This window comes from Ruegeria sp. AB8 (assembly GCF_056542605.1).
Window position 1 is genome coordinate 142768 of the sequence record NZ_JBQGAB010000007.1, and the last position, 20399, is coordinate 163166.

Sequence of the window (20399 nt, forward strand, 5' to 3'; positions counted from 1 at the left end):
CTAAACAGAGCGGAGCCAAAAATCAGCTCCGCGATCACTCATTACCGGCTTGAAATGCCGCCACTCACTCACAAAATCCCCGCATATCTGAGGGATAGCCAATATATGACATTTCAATTATGAATCGAATATGGGAAATTTCCCCACCCTTTCCCCCAAATGCGGTCGGCTGAAGGGTGATTACAGGTAACAAAGGTAAAACAATGGCAGATATCGGGGCCTATCTGAAAAAGCATACCGAAGCACTGGTCAAAGATGTGGGAATCGAATCTGCCTGTAAGATAACGGGCAAGTCCAAAGCGACACTTGGGCGGTACTATTCAGACAACGCCGAACACAGTGACCGGTTCATGCCGGTGGACGCCGTAGCGCGGCTTGAGACGGTGGCAGGCTTTCCCCACGTTACCTCTGCGCTGGCCGATCTCAATAACATCACATTGTCGTATGACGGCCGGAATTCCGACACACCGCGCACCGGTGGCGTGAACTCGGATGTCATCGCCTTAAGTCAGCGTTTTGCGATGCTGATGACCGAATACCAGGCTGCCATCGAAGACGGTATCATCACCGTGAACGAGGCAAAGCGGCTGCTGAGAGAAACCAGCCTGTTGCAGCAGGTGCTGATCGAAATGAAGCTGCATCTGGAAGAAGAAAGCGTCAGCTGAACCGCCGGAACTCGGGTCCGAGATGCGATTTTCGTGAACAGACGCTTGCCCGAATGATTGTGAACTCAGCCTCTCCGCTTCACGATGACAGACCCGACCGAATAGCCGGCCCCGAAGGAACAGATCAGGCCGATCTGGCCATCTTCCAAATCGTCCGAGTATTTCGAGAATGCAATGATCGACCCGGCGGATGAGGTGTTAGCGTAATCTTGCAGGATATTGGGCTGCTCACCCGGATCGGGCACGCGGCCCAGAACCTTTTTGCCGATGAAATCGTTCATGGTCTTGTTGGCCTGATGCAGCCACAGCCGTTTCAGATCGTCATTGCCTAGCCCCTCGGCCTCCATGTGATCGGTGATGTGCTGGCTGACCATTGGCAGCACCTCCTTGAACACCTTGCGCCCGTTCTGCATGAACTGCATGTCGCGCCGATCTTCCATCCCGGCCGGTCGGGCGCGGCGCAAAAAGCCGTTGTTGTTGCGGATGTTGTTGGAAAATGCCGTGGCGCAGCGGGTCGAGAGAATCTCAAAATGGGCGCCCGTGGCATCCTCCTGCCGCTCGATCAGCGTGGCGGTTGCAACATCGCCGAAAATGAAGTGGCAATCGCGGTCGCGCCATTCCAGATGGCCCGAGCAGATCTCGGGGTTGACCACCAGCGCCGCCCGGACAGACCCCGACCGGACCATATCCGCAGCCGCCTGAATCCCGAACGTGGCCGAGGAACAGGCGACATTCATGTCAAACCCGAAGCCCGAGATACCAAGCGCCTGCTGTATCTCGATCGCAATGGCAGGATAAGCGCGCTCGTGGTTCGAGGCAGCGCAGATCACCAGATCAATGTCATCCGCCGTGCGACCGGCCTGCGTCATGGCCTTTTTGCAGGCATCCACCGCCATTTCGGTCATGATCCCCGGCTCATCATCGCCGCGCTGCCGTAGAAGCGGGTGCATCACGTCCGGATCCAGAACGCCGGATTTGTCCATCACATAACGGTTTTCGATCCCTGACGCCTTCAGGATGAACTCTTCCGACGAATGCTGCATCGCCTCCATGCGCCCGTCCGCGATGGCCTGCGCGTTCGCGGCGTTCTGTTTGTCGGCATAGGCGTTGAACGCTTCGACAAGCTCGGCATTGGTGATGACATTTTCGGGTGTGAAAACCCCGGAGCCGGTGATGGCAGGCGTATACATGGTCGGTCCTGATTGGTCTGGATCAGCACAAAATGCCGATGCAAGGCGGGCAGATCAAGGTTGGGTGACCTAAGGGAATGCGCGGGAACACGCCGGGTGATGTAACCTCCGGCGTGATTGCTTTTGCTTACCCGACTATGTGAACAACCTTCCCGAGCCAGAAAAAGCCCCCGGAATGCTCCGAGGGTTTCGAGTAACATTCAAATGGCGCTGAACCGTGTCAGCCCTGCAGCGACCTGACCTCGACATCACCCTCGGCCTGCGCCTTGATCGCCAGAGCGGCAGCATGGCTGGCAGCGGCTGTGGTGAAATACGGGATCTTGTCATAAAGCGCGATCGAGCGGATGGCCTTACTGTCCTCGACCGCCTGCGCGCCTTCGGTGGTGTTCATCAGCAACTGAACCTGACCGTCTTTCAGCATGTCGACCACGTCCGGGCGGCCTTCATAAACCTTGTTGACCACGTCGCAGGGCACGCCCTGTTCAGCCAGCCAGCTTTGCGTGCCCCGGGTCGCGACAAGTGTAAAGCCCTGCGCCACCAGCACCTGCGCCGCTTCAAGCATCGTCCGGCCCTTGTCCGCATCCTTGATCGAGATGAACGCGCGCCCCGAAGACGGCAGGACCATCCCGGCGCCCATCTGCGCCTTCAGGAAGGCGCGCGGGAAGCTGCGGTCCCAGCCCATCACTTCCCCGGTCGAGCGCATTTCGGGGCCTAGGATTGTGTCGACGCCGGGGAAGCGGGCAAAGGGCAGCACCGCCTCTTTAACCGAAAACCACGGCATGTCCGGGTCGGCCAGTGTCATCTGATCGGCGATCTTGGTGTCGTCCACGGTCTTGTAGGCTGGACGCATCGGAAAGTTCGACAGTTTCTCTCCGGCCATCACCCGCGCGGCAATCGAGGCAATCGCACTGTCGGTCGCCTTGGCCACGAAGGGCACGGTGCGCGAGGCGCGCGGGTTGACCTCGATCAGGAAAATCTCGTCGTCCTTGATCGCGAACTGCACGTTCATCAGGCCGACGACGTTCAGCGCCTTGGCCAGTTTGAACGCCTGTTCCTTGATCTGGCCGATGATCTCTTTCGACAACGAATAAGGCGGCAGCGAACAGGCCGAGTCGCCCGAATGCACACCTGCTTCCTCGATATGCTGCATGATGCCGGCCACATGCACGTCAGTGCCGTCGCACAGGGCATCCACGTCCAGTTCGACCGCACCGGCCAGATAGCTGTCCAGCAGAACCGGGCTGTCGCCTGAAACCACCACGGCCTCGTTGATATAGCGTTTCAGCTGATCCATATCGCGCACGATTTCCATCGCGCGGCCACCCAACACGTAGGACGGGCGGATCACCAGCGGGAAACCGATCTTTTCGGCGATCTCAAGCGCCTGTTCGCCGGTCGAGGCGATACCGTTCTTGGGCTGCTTAAGACCCAGATCGTTGACCAGCGCCTGGAACCGTTCGCGGTCTTCGGCCAGATCGATGGCGTCCGGTGTGGTGCCAAGGATCGGGATACCTTCGGCCTCCAGCGCGTTGGCCAGTTTCAGCGGGGTCTGACCGCCGAACTGAACGATGACACCGTGCAGCGTGCCGTTTTCCTGTTCCTTCGTCAGGATTTCCATGACGTGTTCAAAGGTCAGCGGCTCGAAATACAGGCGGTCCGAGGTGTCATAGTCGGTCGAGACCGTCTCGGGGTTGCAGTTGACCATGATGGTCTCATACCCAGCCTCGGTCAGCGCGAAACAGGCGTGACAGCAGCAATAGTCGAATTCGATCCCCTGACCGATCCGGTTCGGGCCACCACCGAGGATGACAACCTTCTTGCGGTCCGACGGACGTGCCTCGCATTCAACCTCACCCATCATCGGGGCTTCGTAGGTCGAGTACATATAGGGCGTCTGCGCTTCGAACTCGGCGGCACAGGTGTCGATGCGTTTGAACACGGCATTCACACCCAGGTTGCGGCGGGCGCGGCGGACGTTTGCTTCGTCGCGGCCAGACAGATTGCCCAGACGCGCATCGGTGAAGCCAAGCATTTTCAGCTTGCGGATGCCGTCCTCGGTTACCGGCAGGCCGTCTTTGCGGACCGTGCGCTCGGCCTCGATGATCTCGCGGATGCGTGCCAGGAACCACGGGTCAAACTTGGTGACGCCGAAAATCTCGTCATCGGTCAGGCCGTGGCGCATGGCCTGCGCGATGGTGCGAAGGCGGTCGGGCGTCTGCTGACTGATCGCCTTGATGACGTGCGCCTTGTCGTCGCCGCTTTCGACCTCGTCCCACAGGCCGATGCTCAACCCCGGAATTTCGATCTCGTCAAATCCGGTCAGGCCCGATTCCATCGACGCCAGCGCCTTCTGCATCGATTCGTGGATCGTGCGGCCGATGGACATCGCCTCACCCACCGACTTCATCGCGGTGGTCAGGTAGGGTTCCGAGCCCGGGAATTTCTCGAAGGCGAATTTCGGGATCTTGGTGACGACATAGTCGATGGTTGGCTCGAACGACGCGGGCGTGACCTTGGTGATGTCGTTGTCCAGTTCGTCCAGTGTATAGCCCACAGCAAGCTTGGCGGCGATCTTGGCAATCGGGAAACCGGTCGCTTTCGAGGCCAGCGCCGAGGAGCGCGACACGCGCGGGTTCATCTCGATCACGACCATGCGGCCATCTTCGGGGTTGATCGCCCACTGCACGTTCGACCCACCTGTTTCGACGCCAATCTCACGCAGAACGGCGATCGAGCCGTTGCGCATGATCTGGTATTCCTTGTCGGTCAGCGTCAGGGCAGGGGCCACGGTGATCGAGTCGCCGGTGTGCACGCCCATCGGGTCCACGTTTTCGATGGAACAGACGATGATGGCGTTGTCGGCGGTGTCGCGCACCACCTCCATCTCGTATTCCTTCCAGCCCAGCAGGCTTTCATCGACGAGGATCTGGTTCACCGGCGAGGCATCCATGCCCGAGCGGCAAAAATGGATATAATCCTCGCGGTTATAAGCAACACCACCGCCGGTTCCGCCCAGTGTAAAGGCGGGGCGGATGATCGCAGGCAGGCCGATTTCTTCCAGCTCATCCAACGCCATTTGTACGCCGGCATCCAGATCGGTGGAGCCGTTCTCGCGCTTGGGTGCGGTCACGATGGTTGCCTTGGGGTTCTCAAGACCCAGCCGGTCCATCGCCTCGCGGAACAGGGCGCGGTCCTCGGCCATTTCGATGGCATTGCGCTTGGCGCCAATCATCTCAACCCCGAACTTCTCGAGCACACCCATCTCTTCCAAAGCCAGCGAGGTGTTCAGACCGGTCTGCCCGCCCATCGTGGGCAGCAGGGCGTCGGGGCGCTCTTTCTCGATGATCTTGGCAACCACTTCGGGCGTGATCGGTTCGATATAGGTGGCATCCGCAAGACCGGGGTCGGTCATGATCGTGGCGGGGTTCGAGTTCACCAGAATGACCCGGTACCCTTCTTCCCGCAGCGCTTTGCAGGCCTGTGCGCCCGAATAGTCGAATTCGCAGGCCTGTCCGATGACAATGGGGCCGGCCCCGATGATCATGATCGACTGGATGTCGGTTCTTCTGGGCATGGCCTGGTTCCTTCGATTGTCCGCGAGTCAGGGCACCCTCCGAGTGCCCAAATTGTCCTGCGTTATAGGGACCGCGCCAAAAGGTTCAAGGGGGATCGGAAACAGGGATGAAATTGCCGCTTTCCCCTCTTTCCCTTACCGCCGTATTCTCTATACCGCGCAGCACGGTAAATTGAGGATGCACGTGCGAATTCGTTTCGATCAGGGGCCAGCCGGACCCGGAACCAGTTTCGACCGGCCAGCCAGAGTGATCCGCGCGGACAGGGCGGAGGACGTGCCCCAGGCGATGGCGGCGCTGGATTCGGCGCGCGCTGACGGTGCATGGCTGGCAGGCTACGCCAGTTACGAGCTTGGCTATGTTTTAGAGCCGCGCCTGAACGACCACCTGCCGGAAGATCGCCGCCTGCCGCTTCTGTGTTTTGGCGTTTATGACGCGCCCACAACGCGTGATCTTCCCCCTGCCACCGGCGGGGTGACCGGTTTTCAGCCACGCTGGGATGAGGCCCGGTATACCCGCGCCTTTCGGCAGGTTCATGACGCGATCGGGGCCGGGGACATTTATCAGGCCAATCTGACCTTTCCGATCGATCTGACGGTCGAAGGCGACAGCGCCGCGCTATACGCGGCCCTTGCTGCAGGCCAGCCTGTCGGCCATGGCGCGTTGATCGAGCAGGATGATCTGCCCGATCTGCTCAGCCGCTCGCCCGAGCTGTTTTTCCGCACCGACGCCGACCGCGGGATCGAAACCCGCCCGATGAAAGGCACTCAGCCGCGCAGCGAGGACATGGCGGAAGACGCCCGCCGCCGCGCATTCCTGTCGACCGACGACAAGAACCGCGCCGAGAACCTGATGATCGTTGATCTGCTGCGCAACGATATCAGCCGCGTCGCCTTGCCCGGATCGGTCCGGGTGCCCGAACTGTTCAAGGTGGAAACCTACGCCACCGTGCATCAGATGGTCTCGCTGGTGCAGGCGCAACTTCATATGGGCGCGGAATTGTCCGATATCCTCACGGCACTTTTTCCCTGTGGCTCCATCACCGGCGCGCCCAAAATCCGCGCGATGGAGATTTTGTCCGACCTCGAACTCTGGCCGCGCGACATTTATTGCGGCACAATCGGCTGGGCAGCGCCGGACGGACGGTCGGAATTCAACGTGGCGATCCGTACCCTGATGGTGGAAAACGGCGCGGCCACGCTGAATGTCGGCGGCGGTGTCGTCTGGGACAGCACCGCCCCGTCCGAATATGAGGAAGCGCTATGGAAAGCCCGCTTTGCCCGCCAGCCGAGACTGACTTCCGCCTGATTGAAACACTGGCCTACCAGCCGGGCCAGGGGATGATCCGGCTGGATCTTCATCTGAACCGGATGCAGCGCACCGCAAACGCCCTGCACCTACCGTTTTCCCCGGACGACGCACAATCGGCGCTGGAGACCATAACGGGCGATACCCCGCTGCGGTGTCGTCTGACGATGGACGTGTCGGGTCGTTTCGAGGTGACCACCGGTGTGTTGGCCGACAATCCTGCGGTCTGGCGGATTGCCGTGGCCGAAACACGGCTGTCTTCGTCGGATATCTGGTTGCGGCACAAGACCACGCAACGCGAAACCTATGACACCGCCCGGGCCTCGTTGCCTGCCGGAACGGATGAGCTGATTTTCCTGAACGAACTGGACGAGCTGTGCGAGGGCACCATAACGAACCTGTTCATCGAAACCTCGCGGGGCCAGCACCTGACACCGGCACTGACCTGCGGTCTTCTGCCGGGCATTCTGCGGCAACAGCTTCTGGAAACAGGAAAAACCACTCAGGCGGTCCTTACCCTGGCCGATCTGCGCAACGCCCGGAACCTCTGGGTCGGCAATTCCCTGCGCGGCCTGATCCCGGCTGAACTGGTGCAGCATTGAGCGCGTTTGGCGAATGGGCCCTTCCGCCGACAACCCGTGTCCGGCTCTGGCTGGAGTTCGGATTGTTCTTCTTCGCGGTCCCGGTCCTGATTGCCGTCCTTTTCCCGCCGAACTGGATGTTTCCGATGCTATTCATCTTCACGGCAATCGGGATCGTTCTGTTGCACAACACGCCCGGCTTTTCATGGGCCGAGCTGCGCTGGAACTGGCGCAACTGGTCCTGGGCCGAACTGTTGGTGTTCATCTTCGCCATGGCCCTGTTCTGCTCGATCCTGGTGTTGTGGACACGGCAGGACGCAGCGTTTTACCTGCTGCTCCACCGGCCCGAGTTTCTGGCCATCATCTGGCTCGGGTATCCGCTGGCCTCGGCCCTGCCTCAGGAGTTGCTTTTCCGGCCCCTGTTCTTCCGCCGCTACCACGTGATCCTGCCGGAGAGCCGAGCGGCCTATCTTCTCAATGCCGCGCTGTTTTCACTAGCGCACCTGATGTATTGGAGCTGGATTGTCGCCCTTATGACCTTCGGCGGCGGGTTGCTGTTCACCTGGGCCTACCGCAAGCGCGGGTCGTTTTTCTACGCGGTGCTGCTGCACGCGATTGCGGGCAATATCATCTTCGCGGCCGGGCTGGGCGTCTATTTCTACTCGGGCAACGTGCAAAGGCCGTTTTGACGGCGCGACCTGCCTTGACTTTCCAAGCCCGACGGGGTGTATCGGCGCGACGAATTCTGCGCCCGAAGGGATATGATCCATGCACGCCTACCGCAGCCACACCTGCGCCGCTCTGACCGCCGCCAATGTCGGTGAAACCGTCCGCCTGTCCGGCTGGGTGCATCGGGTCCGAGATCACGGCGGCGTGCTGTTCATCGATCTGCGCGACCATTTCGGCGTAACCCAGGTGCTGTGCGACGGCGACAGCGCCGCCTTTGCTGCCCTGGAAAAGGTGCGGTCCGAGTGGTGCATCCGCATCGACGGCACTGTCAAGGCGCGTGATGCCGAACTGGTGAACCCGAAATTGCCGACCGGCGAGATCGAGGTGTATGTCCGCGAACTCGAAGTGCTGGGCGCCGCCGAAGAATTGCCGCTGATGGTCTTTGGCGATCAGGAATACCCCGAGGAAACCCGCCTGCGCTATCGCTATCTGGACCTGCGCCGCGAGGCCATGCAGCAGAACATGACCCTGCGCTCGGACGTTGTCGCATCGATGCGCAAGCGTATGTGGGATCAGGGCTTCCGCGAGTATCAGACGCCGATCATCACCGCCTCGTCGCCCGAGGGCGCGCGCGACTTCCTGGTGCCTTCGCGCCTGCATCCGGGCAAGTTCTACGCCCTGCCGCAGGCCCCGCAGCAGTTCAAGCAGCTGATCATGGTGTCGGGCTTCGACAAGTATTTCCAGATCGCGCCGTGCTTTCGCGACGAAGACCCTCGCGCCGACCGCTCGCCTACCGATTTCTACCAGCTCGACCTCGAGATGTCGTTTGTCGAGCAGCAGGATGTGTTCGATACCATCCAACCCGTTCTGACCGGCGTGTTCGAAGAATTCGGCGGTGGTCGCAAGGTCGATCAGGACTGGCCGCAGATTTCCTACAAGGACTCGGCCCTGTGGTACGGCACCGACAAGCCCGACCTGCGCAATCCTATCAAAATGCAAGTGGTCTCCGACCACTTCCGCGGGTCTGGCTTCGCGATTTTCGCGAAGCTGCTCGAGCAGGAAGGCACCGAAATCCGCGCCATCCCTGCGCCGACTGGTGGCAGCCGAAAGTTCTGTGACCGTATGAACGCCTTTGCCCAGAAAGAAGGTCTGCCCGGTATGGGCTACATCTTCTGGCGCGATCAGGGCGAAGGCATGGAGGCCGCTGGCCCGCTGGCCAAGAACATCGGCCCCGAGCGGACCGAGGCGATCCGTCAGCAGTTGGGTCTGGGTGTCGGCGATGCGGCTTTCTTCCTGGGCGGCAAGCCGAAAGCCTTTGAAAAGGTTGCAGGCAAAGCGCGCGACGTGATCGGCGAAGAACTGAATCTGACCGAGAAGGACCGCTTCGCCTTTGCCTGGATCGTGGATTTCCCAATCTACGAGCAGGACGAGGAAACCGGTGCGATCGATTTTGAGCACAACCCATTCTCGATGCCGCAAGGCGGGATGGAGGCGCTGAACGGCAATCCGCTGGACGTGCGCGGCTATCAGTATGATCTGGCCTGCAACGGGTACGAACTTGTTTCGGGCGCAATCCGGAATCACAAGCCCGAAATCATGCTGAAGGCCTTTGAACTGGCTGGGTATGGCGAGGACGAAGTCAAGTCCCGCTTCGGCGCCTTGTTCAACGCCTTCCACTATGGCGCGCCGCCGCACGGCGGCTGTGCTGCCGGTATCGACCGGATCGTTATGCTGCTGGCGGATGAGGCGAACATCCGCGAAGTCATGATGTTCCCGATGAACCAGCGCGCCGAGGATCTGATGATGGACGCCCCGTCCGATCCGACCTCGGATCAGTTGATGGAACTGGGCTTGCGCCTCATTCCGCAGGAGTGATCCGGTAACGCCCGCCTTGCGCGGGCGGTTGCCCTGACAGGCCGTTTCCGGGATCGCGCCATAGGTTCCGGGCATCGATATGCGCTGACCGGTGATGCAATCCCTTAATCCACACGAACCCGCCTCATTCTGCGCGGGGCGTTAAGGCCTTTCCACTCGGCATCCTGACCTCACCACTCACGCAGGGGTCCGACCGGACAACGATCAGCGGATCAGTCCAGCGGGTTTTCCAGATGCTGCCGGTTGTTCCGAATGCTGCGCGCCGCCGTGCGCGTCTGCCGGTAGGCCCATAGAAACAGCAGCGTGGCCGTGATGAAATACGCCGTGACCATGTCAGATCGCCTCCCGCTGTTGTAAGCGGGACTGAACGATACCGGCCACCTGCGCCGCCCGCGCGGTGACAGGCGCACCCGCAGCCCGGGACGCGGCCAGTTTTTGCGCGGCATCTGCCAGCACCGTGTCTTCCGCATCGCGGGCCACGCCGGTCAGGAATTGCGCGGCATAGTCCAGCGTCCGGTGGTCGTTTGGCCCGGCCAGAACGTCGGCGATATGGGCCATGTCGTCCTGATAGGCCATCGGATCGGGGCGTATAACCTCATCCTGGATGGCATGCAGTCCGCCGGGGCGGCCATCTTCGGGCAGCAACTCCAGAATGGTGCGCTGAAAACAGGCCAGAGAGTTCAGGGGCTTGTTCAGAAAACCGTCTGCACCAGCCTGCATTGCCAGTTTCTCGGCACAGTCATCGCCGGACAGGCCCAGAATGACGCCGATCCGGGGCGAGGCCTCGTTAAGCTCGGCAATCAGGTCCGCCCCGGGCCCGTCGGGCAACCCTATGTCAACCAGAATGACCGATGGGCGATAGATCTTCAGATGACGCCGCGCAGATGTCAGACAGTCCGCCCGCCGGATCCGCGCGCCGCTGTGCAGACACATCAGCCGGATCGCATCGCAGGCATAACGGCTGTCCTCGACAACCAGAATGGTTTGCCCCAAAAGCGGGCGCGTGGCGGTGGGCAAAGGGCGTGTGGCCTCGAAAGGGTTCGAATCGTCCATGGCAGACCTCCTGATCAGCAGATGCCTCACGCTACGATCTCCTGGCTAACACAGGGTTAATTTTGCACTGCACGCCAGAGGCAAACACTGGCCGTTTCCCGTCGGCCCGTGCTACCAAACCTTCTGACCCGCCAACGGCAGGAGGGCCGTCATGAACATCGTCATTGCCGGAGCCGGCAGCATCGGGTGCTATTGCGGCGCGTTACTGGCCGATGCGGGGCATCAGGTCACCTTGCTGGGTCGCGCCCGAATTCTGGACCCGATCCGGGGGCAGGGCTTGACGGTGACCGATTTCTCGGGTCTGCATCGTCACATCGTGCCGGACAGATTGACCCTGAGCGAAGACCCGGCCTGCCTGTCCCGGGCCGGGATCGTGATTGTGTCGGTCAAAACGGGCGCCACAGCGGATGTGGCGGCGGATATAGCCCGCTTCACCCCGACAAGCGCACCGATTGTGTCGTGGCAAAATGGTATGGAAAACGCACGCATCCTGCGCGCAGCCTTGCCGGGGCGCGATGTGCGCGCCGGAATGGTGCCATTCAACGTTGTGCCGACAGAACCCGCCTGTTTCCACCGGGCAACATCAGGCGATATCGTTATCGAAAGCGGAACGGGCGCATTGGGCCAGACGCTGGGCAGCGCGGATTTGCCGGTGTCTGAAAGTGACGATATTCAGGCGGTGCAATGGGGCAAACTGGTCATAAATCTTAACAACGCCCTGAATGCCCTGTCCGGCCTGACCCTGCGCGAACAGCTCATGAACCGGGCGTGGCGGTGTTTGATGGCCGATCAGATGGGTGAGGCACTGCGCGTGCTGAAGGCCGCCGGTCATCCCGTGGCCTCGACCACGCCGCTTCCGGCGTGGATGACGCCATATGTTTTGCGTCTGCCAACACCGCTTTTTACCCGGATTGCATCCCGGATGCTGACCATTGACCCCAGCGCACGCACGTCCATGGCCTATGATCTGGCGGCAGGCCGGCCGACGGAAATCGACAGTTTGCAGGGGGAGATCGTTCGCATCGCCAGTGAAGCCGGCACTTCGGCGCCACTATGCGAAAAGGTGCGGGCCCTGATCGAAAGGGCCCCCGCCGAGCCTTTGACTCCGGACCGGATTCGGGCTTGAGACAGCTCAGGAAAACGCCGTCAGCACCCAGAAAATCACCGCAGACATTGCCGCTGCCGCAGGCACGGTAATGACCCATGCCGCCACAATGGTCATGAAATGTGACCGGCGTACCAGCTTGCGGCGTTGGTACTCTTCAGGTGCCAGCTGCAACTCGGACGAGCGCCGGCGGTTGGTAACTTTCCGTCGGCGGTCCGAGTGCCACTCGCGGTAGAAGCCAACCCCGAAAACCGCGCCCACAGCGATGTGGGTCGAGCTGACGGGCAGGCCCAGCCAACTGGCGAAGATCACCGTAATGGCTGCCGACAGGGCCACGCAGAATGCGCGCATCGGGTTCAGTTTGGTGATCTGGCTTCCGACCATACGGATCAGCTTGGGGCCGAACAGGAACAGGCCAAACGAAATGCCGAAGGCTCCGATGACCATCACCCATGTGGGAATGGACACCTTGGCCGAGAAATCTCCGAATTCTGCCGCGTGCACAATCGCAGCAAGCGGGCCAACCGCGTTGGCGACGTCATTGGCACCGTGGGCAAAACTCAGAAACGTGGCCGAAATCACCAGAGGCAACCCGAACAGGGTTTTCAGCGACCGGGTGCGGTTTTCAAGACCTTCGGACTTTCGACGCACCCAAGGCACGGTAACCGCACAGACCAGCAGGGCTGCGGCCAGACCGATCAGCAGGGCGTATTCCAGATCGATCTTCACGATCCGCTTCAGGCCCTTGACGGACAGATAGGTGGCAAATGCCCCCGCCATGACCGCGACGAGGATCGGAACCCAAAAGCGGGCAGCGGCAATCTTGTCGTCCTGATACTGGATCCTGGCCTTGATCAGCGCAAGGAAACAGGCGGCGATTGCGCCGCCCAGCACCGGCGAAATGACCCAGCTGGCGGCAATTGCACCCATGGTGCCCCAGCTCACCGCGCTCAGCCCGGCCGCCGCAATTCCGGCGCCCATGACGCCGCCGACCACCGAATGGGTCGTGGACACCGGCGCGCCGATCCAGGTGGCCAGGTTGACCCACATAGCCGATGAAATCAGCGCAGCCATCATCGCCCATATGAAGACGTTGTTGTTTTGCACCGACATCGGATCGATGATGCCTTTCGAGATGGTCGAAACCACATCGCCGCCGGCCAACAAAGCTCCGGCGCTTTCGGCCACGGCGGCGATCAGGATCGCACCGCCCATGGTCAGAGCGTTGGCACCTACCGCAGGGCCCATATTGTTGGCCACGTCATTGGCGCCGATATTGATCGCCATATAGGCCCCGAACCCTGCGGCCGCGACCACGATCAGACTGCCATCGGCCTGACCGAACAGTACCGCTGCGGACAAACCGGCCAGCGCGATGAAGGCCAGCGCGATCCCCGGGGCCAGCAACGGCCGCGCCACATGCGCATTCGCATGCTCGAGCCGTGAAATACGGTGAAGGTCGCTGTCCAGTGCGCGCCAGCGGGATTTGGTCTGCGATTCTGACATCTGTTTGGGCCGTTAGGGATTTGGATGCAGGCCGCTAACGGTTTTCGGCAGGTTGGGCAACCGACATGTCATCAATTTTACGTTTTACTGTTACAAATGCAGCAGCAAATCGCGCAATTCCGGCTCGTTCACACGTTCCGCGGCCACTTTGGGCGACACCCAGCACCGCTGACGCTCATGCGCCTCGGGGTATTGATCCGACAGTTCCGTCACCGGTATGCGGTAGACATTTGTCCGGACCGCCTGGGATGTGCCGTCCTTCAGGATCTTGTCATAGGTGAAATGCCCGATCGGTGTTTTGTCGAAAGAAGTGGCCCGCACGCCGGCCTCTTCCCACGCTTCCTGCAAAGCGGTCTCGGCCCCGTCGAGGCCGTCAATCGGCCAGCCCTTGGGAATGACCCACCTTTTGGTTTCGCGGCTGGTGATCAGCAGAACATCCTCACCGGTTTCGGTTCTGCGTGTGCAAAGCGCGGCAAACTGCACCCGTTCCGGGCGCTGAAACAGAGGTTTGCCGACCTCGTTCCAGAGCTTTTGTAGCTTGTTTTTCATGTGTTCGCGTCAGTTTCCATAACCTACATTAGGCAGATATCATTTAGGAACCTAACGGAGTGTTTTCAACGAGCTTTCATTTCCGGAAAGTGTTGCCGCTCCGACTCTACCACGTGCTCACGAACACCCGGTGGCGGTCACGAAAATTCACTGAAAATCCCGCGCGGGGAGCTGTCTTCACTTGTGGCGCCTGTTGGCGCGAAGGGTCGGGTCGGCCTGAGTCGGATCTTCCGGCCAGGGGTGTTTGGGATATTGCGCCCGCATATCCTTGCGCACATCCGCATAGGACCCCGCCCAGAAACCCGGCAAATCGCGCGTGATCTGGATCGGACGCTGTGCCGGCGACAGCAGGGTGATCTTCAACGGTTCATCCCCGATGACCGGGTGGCGCGTCACTCCGAACATTTCCTGCAACCGGACCGAGATTTCGGGCACCGCCCCGCCATAGTCGATCGGAATTTTCCGACCCAGCGGCGTCTCGAACGATCCTGGTGCGCGGCGGTCCAGCTCCTGCGTCTGCGTCCAGTCCAGTCGCCCCCGCAGGGCAGGCAACAGATCGAAGCGTTTCCAGTCTTCTGCATTGCGCACGCCCGCCAACATCGGCAGCAACCAGCTTTCCAGATCCGCCATCAGCCCTTCGACCGAGAAATCCGGCAGGTCCACCCCTCCGGCCCGGACCAGTTCCACCCGGGCGGCAAGCCGGGCGGCGGCCCCGTCCAGGCGCAACCCCAGATCGCGTACACCGTCCAACATGGCGCGCGCCACCTGTTCTGCGGGCACGTCCTTCCAGGTCCTGTCGTCCAGAGCGATCGCCCCGAACCTTTCCTGCTGGCGGGCCACGACCCTGCGTTCGCGCCTGGACCAGTCGCAACTGTCGATCCATGCGATCTGATCGATGAACAGGTCGCGGATGTCCCGCTCGGTGATCTGCACCGCCATTCGTACGCGGGCCTCACGCGGGTTTCCGTCCGTATCGATCACCACCAGATAGGGTGCGGCGGCCAGCGTGTCGCCATTGTCCAGCACAACACCCTTGCCGCCTGAAAGGACATATCGTGGTACGTCCCCCTTGCGCCGCTGACCGACGCGGTCGGGATAGGCCAGCGCCGCCATGGCCGCAGGGGACAATTCACCGGCCCCGCCGGACCGCGCCTGCAACCGCCTGGTTTCACCCTTGATGCGCTCCACGACACTCATGTTCACAGGCCAGACCCGATTGCGCTGGAAAGCGCGTGGGTCTCGTAATGCCTCAAGTCGAAGGGACAGATCGGCTGGCGCGCCCTTCAACGGATCCCGTTCGGCCATCAACGCCGCCAGCGGCGCGGCGTCAGCACCCGCGTGCACCAGCATGTGCCCCAACCGAGGGTGCAGGGGCAGCGCCGCAAGCGCCCGCCCGTGATCAGTGATCCGCCCACGGGCATCCAGCGCACCCAGCATCGCCAACAGTGCCCGAGCTTCTGACATGGCCCCCTCGGGTGGTGGCGTCAGAAATGCCAGATCGCCCGGTTCGGCCCCCCACAATGCAAGCTCCAGCGCCAGTCCGGTCAGATCCGCCGCTTCGATCTCGGCGGGTGGGTAGGCGGCCATGGCGCCATCCTCGCCTTTCGACCACAGCCGATAGCACAGGCCTTCGGCGACACGACCGGCTCGGCCCGCGCGCTGAATGGCCTCGGCCCGCGTGACCCGTTCGGTCACCAGCCGGGACATGCCCGATCCGGCATCGAACCGCGCCCGTCGCGCCTGTCCCATGTCGACCACCACCCGTATGTCGGGGATGGTCAGAGAGGTTTCGGCAATCGAGGTTGCCAGCACCACCTTGCGCCCCTGATCAACTGGCGCAATTGCGGCGCGCTGGGCGGCAAAGGGCATAGCCCCGAACAAGGGCCGTACCACGCAGTCGCCGGGCAACCGCCCCGACAAGGCCGCCTCGGTCCGCCGGATTTCACCCTCGCCCGGCAGAAACACCAGCATCCCGCCGCCTGCCGCGCGGCTGTCACGCTCGGCCCGCACGACCAGATCGACCAGCGCATCCAGCCGTCGTGCCTGCGCGCTCAAAGGCCGGTCCAGCCAGCGTGTTTCAACCGGGTAGCTGCGCCCTTCTGACGTCACCAGGGGGGCATCCATCAGCTGCCCCACCGGTTCTGCATCCAGTGTCGCCGACATCGCCAGCAAGATCAGGTCGTCCCGCAACGCACCCGTGACCTCAAGACACAGGGCCAGACCCAGATCGGCATTCAAGGACCGTTCGTGAAATTCATCGAAAATCACCGCGCCAATACCCGGCAGGTCGGGTTCGGACTGCAGCATCCGGGTCAGAATACCTTCGGTCACAACCTCGATCCGGGTCGTTTTCGAGACTTTGACATCGCCGCGCACACGGTACCCTACGGTCTGTCCCGCGCGCTCTCCCAGGGTTTCGGCCATGCGCTCGGCCGCCGCCCGCGCAGCCAGACGCCGGGGTTCCAGCATCACGATCCGGCCATCGCACAGGCCGGCCTCGAGCATCGCCAGAGGCACCCGGGTGGTCTTGCCTGCGCCGGGCGGGGCCTGCAACACGGCACGGCCCCGCGCCTTCAGCGCTGAGATCAGATCGGGCAGGGCATCATCTATCGGCAGTCGGGTCATGCCGCCTTATCCCCAATGGCACCGCCAAGGTCCAGAACGCGTGCGCCGAAACCTTGCCGCGGGCACTGGACAAACCCGGGTCCACTCCGTCATCTAGGGCAAATTTCGACGAGGGACCCATCCATGAACACCGCCGAGCTTGGGGACAGAATTCTGCAGGGCGACCGCCGCGCGCTGGCACGCGCCATCACGTTGGTCGAAAGCCGCCGCGCCGATCACCGGGCGCAGGCCGCCGAATTGCTGTCCCATCTGGCAACAGCGGATCGGCAATCGCTGCGGATCGGCCTTTCGGGGACGCCGGGTGTCGGCAAATCCACCTTCATCGAAAGCTTTGGCATGATGCTGACGGGGCAAGGGCTGCGCGTCGCGGTTCTGGCGGTCGACCCCAGCTCGGCCCGCTCGGGCGGCTCGATTCTGGGCGACAAGACCCGGATGGAACGGCTGAGCCGCGAGAAGAACGCTTTTATTCGCCCGTCCCCCAGCCAAAGCCACCTGGGCGGTGTTGCCCGCCGCACGCGCGAGGCGATTGCCCTGTGCGAAGCGGCCGGCTTTGACGTGGTGCTGATCGAAACCGTGGGCGTCGGCCAGTCCGAGACGGTGGTTTCGGAAATGTCCGATCTGTTCCTGTTGCTGCTTGCGCCCGCGGGTGGCGACGAATTGCAGGGCGTCAAGCGCGGCATCATGGAAATGGCCGACATGATTCTGGTCAACAAGGCCGACGGCGACCTGAAGGCCACTGCCACCCGCACCTGCGCTGACTATGCCGGTGCACTGCGGCTGCTGCGCAAACGTCCGCAGGACCCCGAAGGTTTTCCGAAGGCGATGACCGTCTCGGCGGTCGAGGAACATGGGCTGGAACAGGCCTGGGACGAGATGCAATCCCTCACACAATGGCGCCGCGACAACGGTCATTGGCACGCGAACCGGGCTGCGCAGGCCCGCTTCTGGTTCGATCAGGAGGTGCGCCATGCCCTTCTGGCGCAGCTTGACGCACCCGAAATCCGCGCCGAGATGGAGCGGCTGAGCGCCGAGGTCGGATCAGGCGACATCAGCCCCACCGCAGCGGCGGATCGTATGCTCGGCACCCTATCCGGGCAGTAGGTTCGGGCCGGAATTCCGGCAAAGGTGGTGCGATTCCATCTGATGTTGTATTATATATGAATACTTAACGGGATCCGGGCGCTCGGGCGCTCGTCCTTCAAGGTGGCACATGTTGATGCCGCAGGGCAGGAGCCAGACTGAACAGATCAACGGGAACTGTCGATCATGCCCAATATCAATGGCACCAACGGTGCCGACAACATCGACGTCACCAACAACAACGGCACCCTGAACGGTACGCCGCAAGGGTCGCCGATAGACAATATCCGTGGGCGGCAGGGCAATGACGTCATCAACGTCTCGAACAGCACGGTCGTGGGCGATGTGCGAGGCAATGCCGGAAGCGATGACATCACCATCACGGGCAGCACCATCGGCGGCACGCTGGCGGCCGGCAGCGCAGGCGACACGGTCACCGTCCGAGGGTCGGACGTTTCCAACATCCGCCTGGGCGGCGGCAATGATACGCTCGATTTCCAAAGCACCAATGTGTCCGGCGATATACGCGGTGGCGGTGGAACCGATACGCTGAACCTGCCTGCGGGCACGGTCATCACCGACAACACATTTGGCGCCATCACGGTTGTGGCCGGGACAGGTTATTCGTTGTCCAGTGGCACGTTCACCCTGCCATCGGGCAGCACCGTGACCTATTCCACCTTCGAAAACGGAGCCGGTGTTCCCTGCTTTACCCGCGACACGGAAATTCAGACCGAACACGGACCCGTGCCCATCCAGAACCTGCGCACGGGCGACAGACTTCCCACCGGCGGCCACGGGCTGCAGCCCATTCGCTGGATCGGTCGCCGCCGCATGGGCGCAAAGATTCTTGCCGCCAACCCCAAACTCCGGCCCGTCCGGATCCACGCCGGAGCCCTGGGCGGCGGGTTGCCGCAGCAGGATCTGTTGGTCTCCCGGCAGCACCGCATGGTGGTGCGGTCGAAAATCGCCATGCGCATGTTCGGCGCGCCCGAGGTGCTGATCCCCGCGATCAAGCTGACGCAACTGCCGGGTATCCATGTTGATGACACGCTGGCTGAGGTTGAGTATTTTCACCTGCTCTTTGACCGGCACGAGATCATCTTCGCCGAAGACGCCCCCACCGAAAGCCTTTTCACCGGACCCGAAGCGCTCAAGACCCTCAGCGATGCGGCGCGCGAGGAGATTTTCGCCATTTTCCCGGAACTGGCGGACGTGACACATGAGACGGATCCCGCCCGTTTCATTCCGCGCGGGCCGCAACAGGCCCGGCTGGTCGCGCGCCACTTGCGCAACAACAAGCCCCTGCTTCTGAACCCGTGATCCGGGCAGCAAGGATTGCGATTATTGCCCGAAACGGATGTCCCGGTCGGACATCGCGGATTACCTCCGAAGGTGCTGGAAAGAATTCGCAGCATCCGTCTTGACCCTTCCGCCGATTCCCACTACACGCATCCAACCAGTTTTCGGGCGCGACTTCGGGTTGCGCCCCTTGTGATTTGGCCGCAGGCAGTAGCCCGGCCTCCAGAAACAAAGGAAGAAACCATGTCGCGCCGTTGCGAACTGACCGGAAAAGGCCCGATGACTGGCAACAATGTCAGCCACGCCAACAACAAAACCAAGCGTCGCTTTCTGCCGAACCTGAACGACGTTACTCTGCAGTCCGAAACACTGGGCCGTGGCGTCAAGCTGCGCATCTCGGCTGCTGCTCTGCGTTCGGTTGACCACCGCGGTGGTCTGGACGCGTTCCTGGCCAAGGCCAAAGACGATGAGCTGTCGGCAAACGCGCTGAAAGTGAAAAAGGAAATCGCCAAGGCACAAGCCTCGGCCTGATCTTTCTCACAGCGGGAATTTCGGCCCTGCACCGGTCCGGTGCGGGGCCTTTTTCATGGCCCGATTGCAAACTGTTCCCCAAAGGGAAATAGTTTTATTCTCTTTCGTGAAATTGTTCACAGACGCCCATCGGTGACAGGTCTATTGTCTGACTCGCAATTCCGGTGGAGATTGTGGATATGTCGTTAAAATCGTTTTACTTTTTCTCTCTGTTGGCTACCGTTTGCGCCAAAACCTTTGCGGCCTGCACGCGGATGCAGAGACGGGTGAACCATCTTCACACCAGCCTGACCAAAAGCCAAGTCCGTCGTAACGGCGTGGATACCTGACGCGGAGAAAAGGACGCAGGCGAATGCCCTTGTGACGCGCGCGAAAGCGGGCGTATATCGCGGATAAGATGAGATCCGTATTCAAGCAAAATCTGGCTCTGGCCATTTCCCTGCTCGTCATTCTGACCGGGCAGGGGGTGGCTGTATCGCGGGGGATGGACCGCGCCGTTGGTCAGATGGTGCTGTGCACCGGAACCGGCCCGGTTGTCGTCTACATGGACGAAGACGGCCAGCCCACCAAAGCCCCGCATTACTGCCCTGACTACGCCCTGAGCCTTCTGGGGGCGTTGGCGGCGGCGCAACCCGAGTTGCCTGCTGCTCCGCGCCTTTCGCAACCGGCCCCATTGCCGTTGGCCGAAAACCTCGTCGCCCGGACGCTGCCGCGCAAACCGGCCCGCGCGCCTCCTTTTCTGATCTGATTCCAAACCAGTTTTCAGATCCAATCAAAGGAGAGGCACA

16 protein-coding genes are annotated in these 20399 nt (G+C 61.6%); 10 read left to right on the forward strand and 6 right to left on the reverse strand.

The features are described 5' to 3' along the window. The first annotated feature begins 203 nt into the window (after window positions 1-203). Window positions 204-665 carry a hypothetical protein gene (locus ACR0CG_RS09365; protein ID WP_480524335.1) on the forward strand — a complete coding sequence of 154 codons (462 nt, stop codon included), beginning with the start codon at window positions 204-206 and terminating at the stop codon, window positions 663-665. A 65-nt stretch (window positions 666-730) separates the two neighbouring features. Here ACR0CG_RS09365 and ACR0CG_RS09370 read toward each other — a convergent pair whose 3' ends face one another. Both ACR0CG_RS09370 and carB read right to left on the reverse strand, forming a co-directional pair. Further along, window positions 731-1855: a beta-ketoacyl-ACP synthase III gene (locus ACR0CG_RS09370; protein ID WP_480524337.1), complete on the reverse strand. Its 1125-nt coding sequence runs from the start codon at window positions 1853-1855 to the stop codon at window positions 731-733. A gap of 220 nt (window positions 1856-2075) precedes the next feature. Next, on the reverse strand, window positions 2076-5429 hold the full coding sequence (carB, locus tag ACR0CG_RS09375) for a carbamoyl-phosphate synthase large subunit (protein WP_480524338.1): 3354 nt from the start codon (window positions 5427-5429) through the stop codon (window positions 2076-2078). A gap of 178 nt (window positions 5430-5607) precedes the next feature. On the opposite strand from carB, the gene ACR0CG_RS09380 reads away from it, so the two are divergent. The 4 genes from ACR0CG_RS09380 (at window position 5608) to aspS (ending at window position 9860) form a co-directional block, all read left to right on the forward strand. Then, on the forward strand, window positions 5608-6735 hold the full coding sequence (locus tag ACR0CG_RS09380) for an aminodeoxychorismate synthase component I (RefSeq protein WP_480524340.1): 1128 nt from the start codon (window positions 5608-5610) through the stop codon (window positions 6733-6735). Further along, complete coding sequence (locus ACR0CG_RS09385; protein ID WP_480524342.1) at window positions 6690-7337, forward strand: aminotransferase class IV family protein; 648 nt, start codon at window positions 6690-6692, stop codon at window positions 7335-7337. Before ACR0CG_RS09380 ends, ACR0CG_RS09385 begins: the two co-directional genes overlap by 46 nt. Then, on the forward strand, window positions 7334-8005 hold the full coding sequence (locus ACR0CG_RS09390; RefSeq protein WP_480524343.1) for a CPBP family intramembrane glutamic endopeptidase: 672 nt from the start codon (window positions 7334-7336) through the stop codon (window positions 8003-8005). The genes ACR0CG_RS09385 and ACR0CG_RS09390 overlap by 4 nt, the downstream gene beginning before the upstream one ends. Window positions 8006-8084: 79 nt before the next feature. Beyond that, a complete protein-coding gene (gene aspS / locus ACR0CG_RS09395; protein ID WP_480524345.1) occupies window positions 8085-9860 on the forward strand; it encodes an aspartate--tRNA ligase in 1776 nt (591 codons plus the stop codon). Between the two features lie 333 nt (window positions 9861-10193). On the opposite strand, the gene ACR0CG_RS09400 is transcribed toward aspS, so the two are convergent. Continuing rightward, window positions 10194-10913 (reverse strand): response regulator, encoded by a 720-nt coding sequence (locus ACR0CG_RS09400; protein ID WP_480524347.1) that lies wholly within the window; start codon window positions 10911-10913, stop codon window positions 10194-10196. Between the two features lie 151 nt (window positions 10914-11064). Here ACR0CG_RS09400 and ACR0CG_RS09405 point away from each other — a divergent pair, with 151 nt between their 5' ends. Next, window positions 11065-12039, forward strand: coding sequence for a 2-dehydropantoate 2-reductase (locus tag ACR0CG_RS09405; protein ID WP_480524348.1), 975 nt, complete (start codon window positions 11065-11067; stop codon window positions 12037-12039). 6 nt (window positions 12040-12045) lie between these two features. On the opposite strand, the gene ACR0CG_RS09410 is transcribed toward ACR0CG_RS09405, so the two are convergent. From ACR0CG_RS09410 to hrpB, 3 genes are all read right to left on the reverse strand, one after another. Then, the gene (locus ACR0CG_RS09410; RefSeq protein ID WP_480524350.1) at window positions 12046-13524 is read right to left on the reverse strand and encodes an inorganic phosphate transporter; all 1479 of its coding nucleotides are present in this window, start codon (window positions 13522-13524) and stop codon (window positions 12046-12048) included. A 90-nt stretch (window positions 13525-13614) separates the two neighbouring features. Further along, the gene (locus tag ACR0CG_RS09415; protein WP_170614720.1) at window positions 13615-14073 is read right to left on the reverse strand and encodes an NUDIX hydrolase; all 459 of its coding nucleotides are present in this window, start codon (window positions 14071-14073) and stop codon (window positions 13615-13617) included. A gap of 177 nt (window positions 14074-14250) precedes the next feature. Then, the gene (hrpB, locus tag ACR0CG_RS09420; RefSeq protein WP_480524352.1) at window positions 14251-16698 is read right to left on the reverse strand and encodes an ATP-dependent helicase HrpB; all 2448 of its coding nucleotides are present in this window, start codon (window positions 16696-16698) and stop codon (window positions 14251-14253) included. Between the two features lie 123 nt (window positions 16699-16821). Between hrpB and meaB the strand changes: the two genes are divergently transcribed. The 4 genes from meaB (at window position 16822) to ACR0CG_RS09440 (ending at window position 20359) form a co-directional block, all read left to right on the forward strand. Continuing rightward, window positions 16822-17799, forward strand: a complete 978-nt coding sequence (meaB, locus tag ACR0CG_RS09425) for a methylmalonyl Co-A mutase-associated GTPase MeaB (protein WP_480524354.1) — start codon at window positions 16822-16824, stop codon at window positions 17797-17799. A gap of 165 nt (window positions 17800-17964) precedes the next feature. After that, entirely contained in the window at window positions 17965-19101 is a 1137-nt protein-coding gene (locus tag ACR0CG_RS09430) for a Hint domain-containing protein (protein ID WP_480524356.1), read from the forward strand. A gap of 222 nt (window positions 19102-19323) precedes the next feature. After that, on the forward strand, window positions 19324-19611 hold the full coding sequence (rpmB, locus tag ACR0CG_RS09435; protein ID WP_170614716.1) for a 50S ribosomal protein L28: 288 nt from the start codon (window positions 19324-19326) through the stop codon (window positions 19609-19611). Between the two features lie 397 nt (window positions 19612-20008). After that, the gene (locus tag ACR0CG_RS09440; protein WP_170614715.1) at window positions 20009-20359 is read left to right on the forward strand and encodes a hypothetical protein; all 351 of its coding nucleotides are present in this window, start codon (window positions 20009-20011) and stop codon (window positions 20357-20359) included. The last annotated feature ends 40 nt before the right edge of the window (window positions 20360-20399 follow it).

Coding starts and splice junctions, on each gene's coding strand:
- ACR0CG_RS09405 (WP_480524348.1), top strand. CDS start 11,065: ATGAACATCGTCATTGCCGGAGCCGGCAGCATCGGGTGCTATTGCGGC.
- meaB (WP_480524354.1), top strand. CDS start 16,822: ATGAACACCGCCGAGCTTGGGGACAGAATTCTGCAGGGCGACCGCCGC.
- ACR0CG_RS09440 (WP_170614715.1), top strand. CDS start 20,009: ATGAGATCCGTATTCAAGCAAAATCTGGCTCTGGCCATTTCCCTGCTC.
- ACR0CG_RS09385 (WP_480524342.1), top strand. CDS start 6,690: ATGGAAAGCCCGCTTTGCCCGCCAGCCGAGACTGACTTCCGCCTGATT.
- rpmB (WP_170614716.1), top strand. CDS start 19,324: ATGTCGCGCCGTTGCGAACTGACCGGAAAAGGCCCGATGACTGGCAAC.
- hrpB (WP_480524352.1), bottom strand. CDS start 16,698: ATGACCCGACTGCCGATAGATGATGCCCTGCCCGATCTGATCTCAGCG.
- ACR0CG_RS09410 (WP_480524350.1), bottom strand. CDS start 13,524: ATGTCAGAATCGCAGACCAAATCCCGCTGGCGCGCACTGGACAGCGAC.
- ACR0CG_RS09370 (WP_480524337.1), bottom strand. CDS start 1,855: ATGTATACGCCTGCCATCACCGGCTCCGGGGTTTTCACACCCGAAAAT.
- ACR0CG_RS09365 (WP_480524335.1), top strand. CDS start 204: ATGGCAGATATCGGGGCCTATCTGAAAAAGCATACCGAAGCACTGGTC.
- carB (WP_480524338.1), bottom strand. CDS start 5,429: ATGCCCAGAAGAACCGACATCCAGTCGATCATGATCATCGGGGCCGGC.
- aspS (WP_480524345.1), top strand. CDS start 8,085: ATGCACGCCTACCGCAGCCACACCTGCGCCGCTCTGACCGCCGCCAAT.
- ACR0CG_RS09415 (WP_170614720.1), bottom strand. CDS start 14,073: ATGAAAAACAAGCTACAAAAGCTCTGGAACGAGGTCGGCAAACCTCTG.
- ACR0CG_RS09400 (WP_480524347.1), bottom strand. CDS start 10,913: ATGGACGATTCGAACCCTTTCGAGGCCACACGCCCTTTGCCCACCGCC.
- ACR0CG_RS09430 (WP_480524356.1), top strand. CDS start 17,965: ATGCCCAATATCAATGGCACCAACGGTGCCGACAACATCGACGTCACC.
- ACR0CG_RS09380 (WP_480524340.1), top strand. CDS start 5,608: ATGCACGTGCGAATTCGTTTCGATCAGGGGCCAGCCGGACCCGGAACC.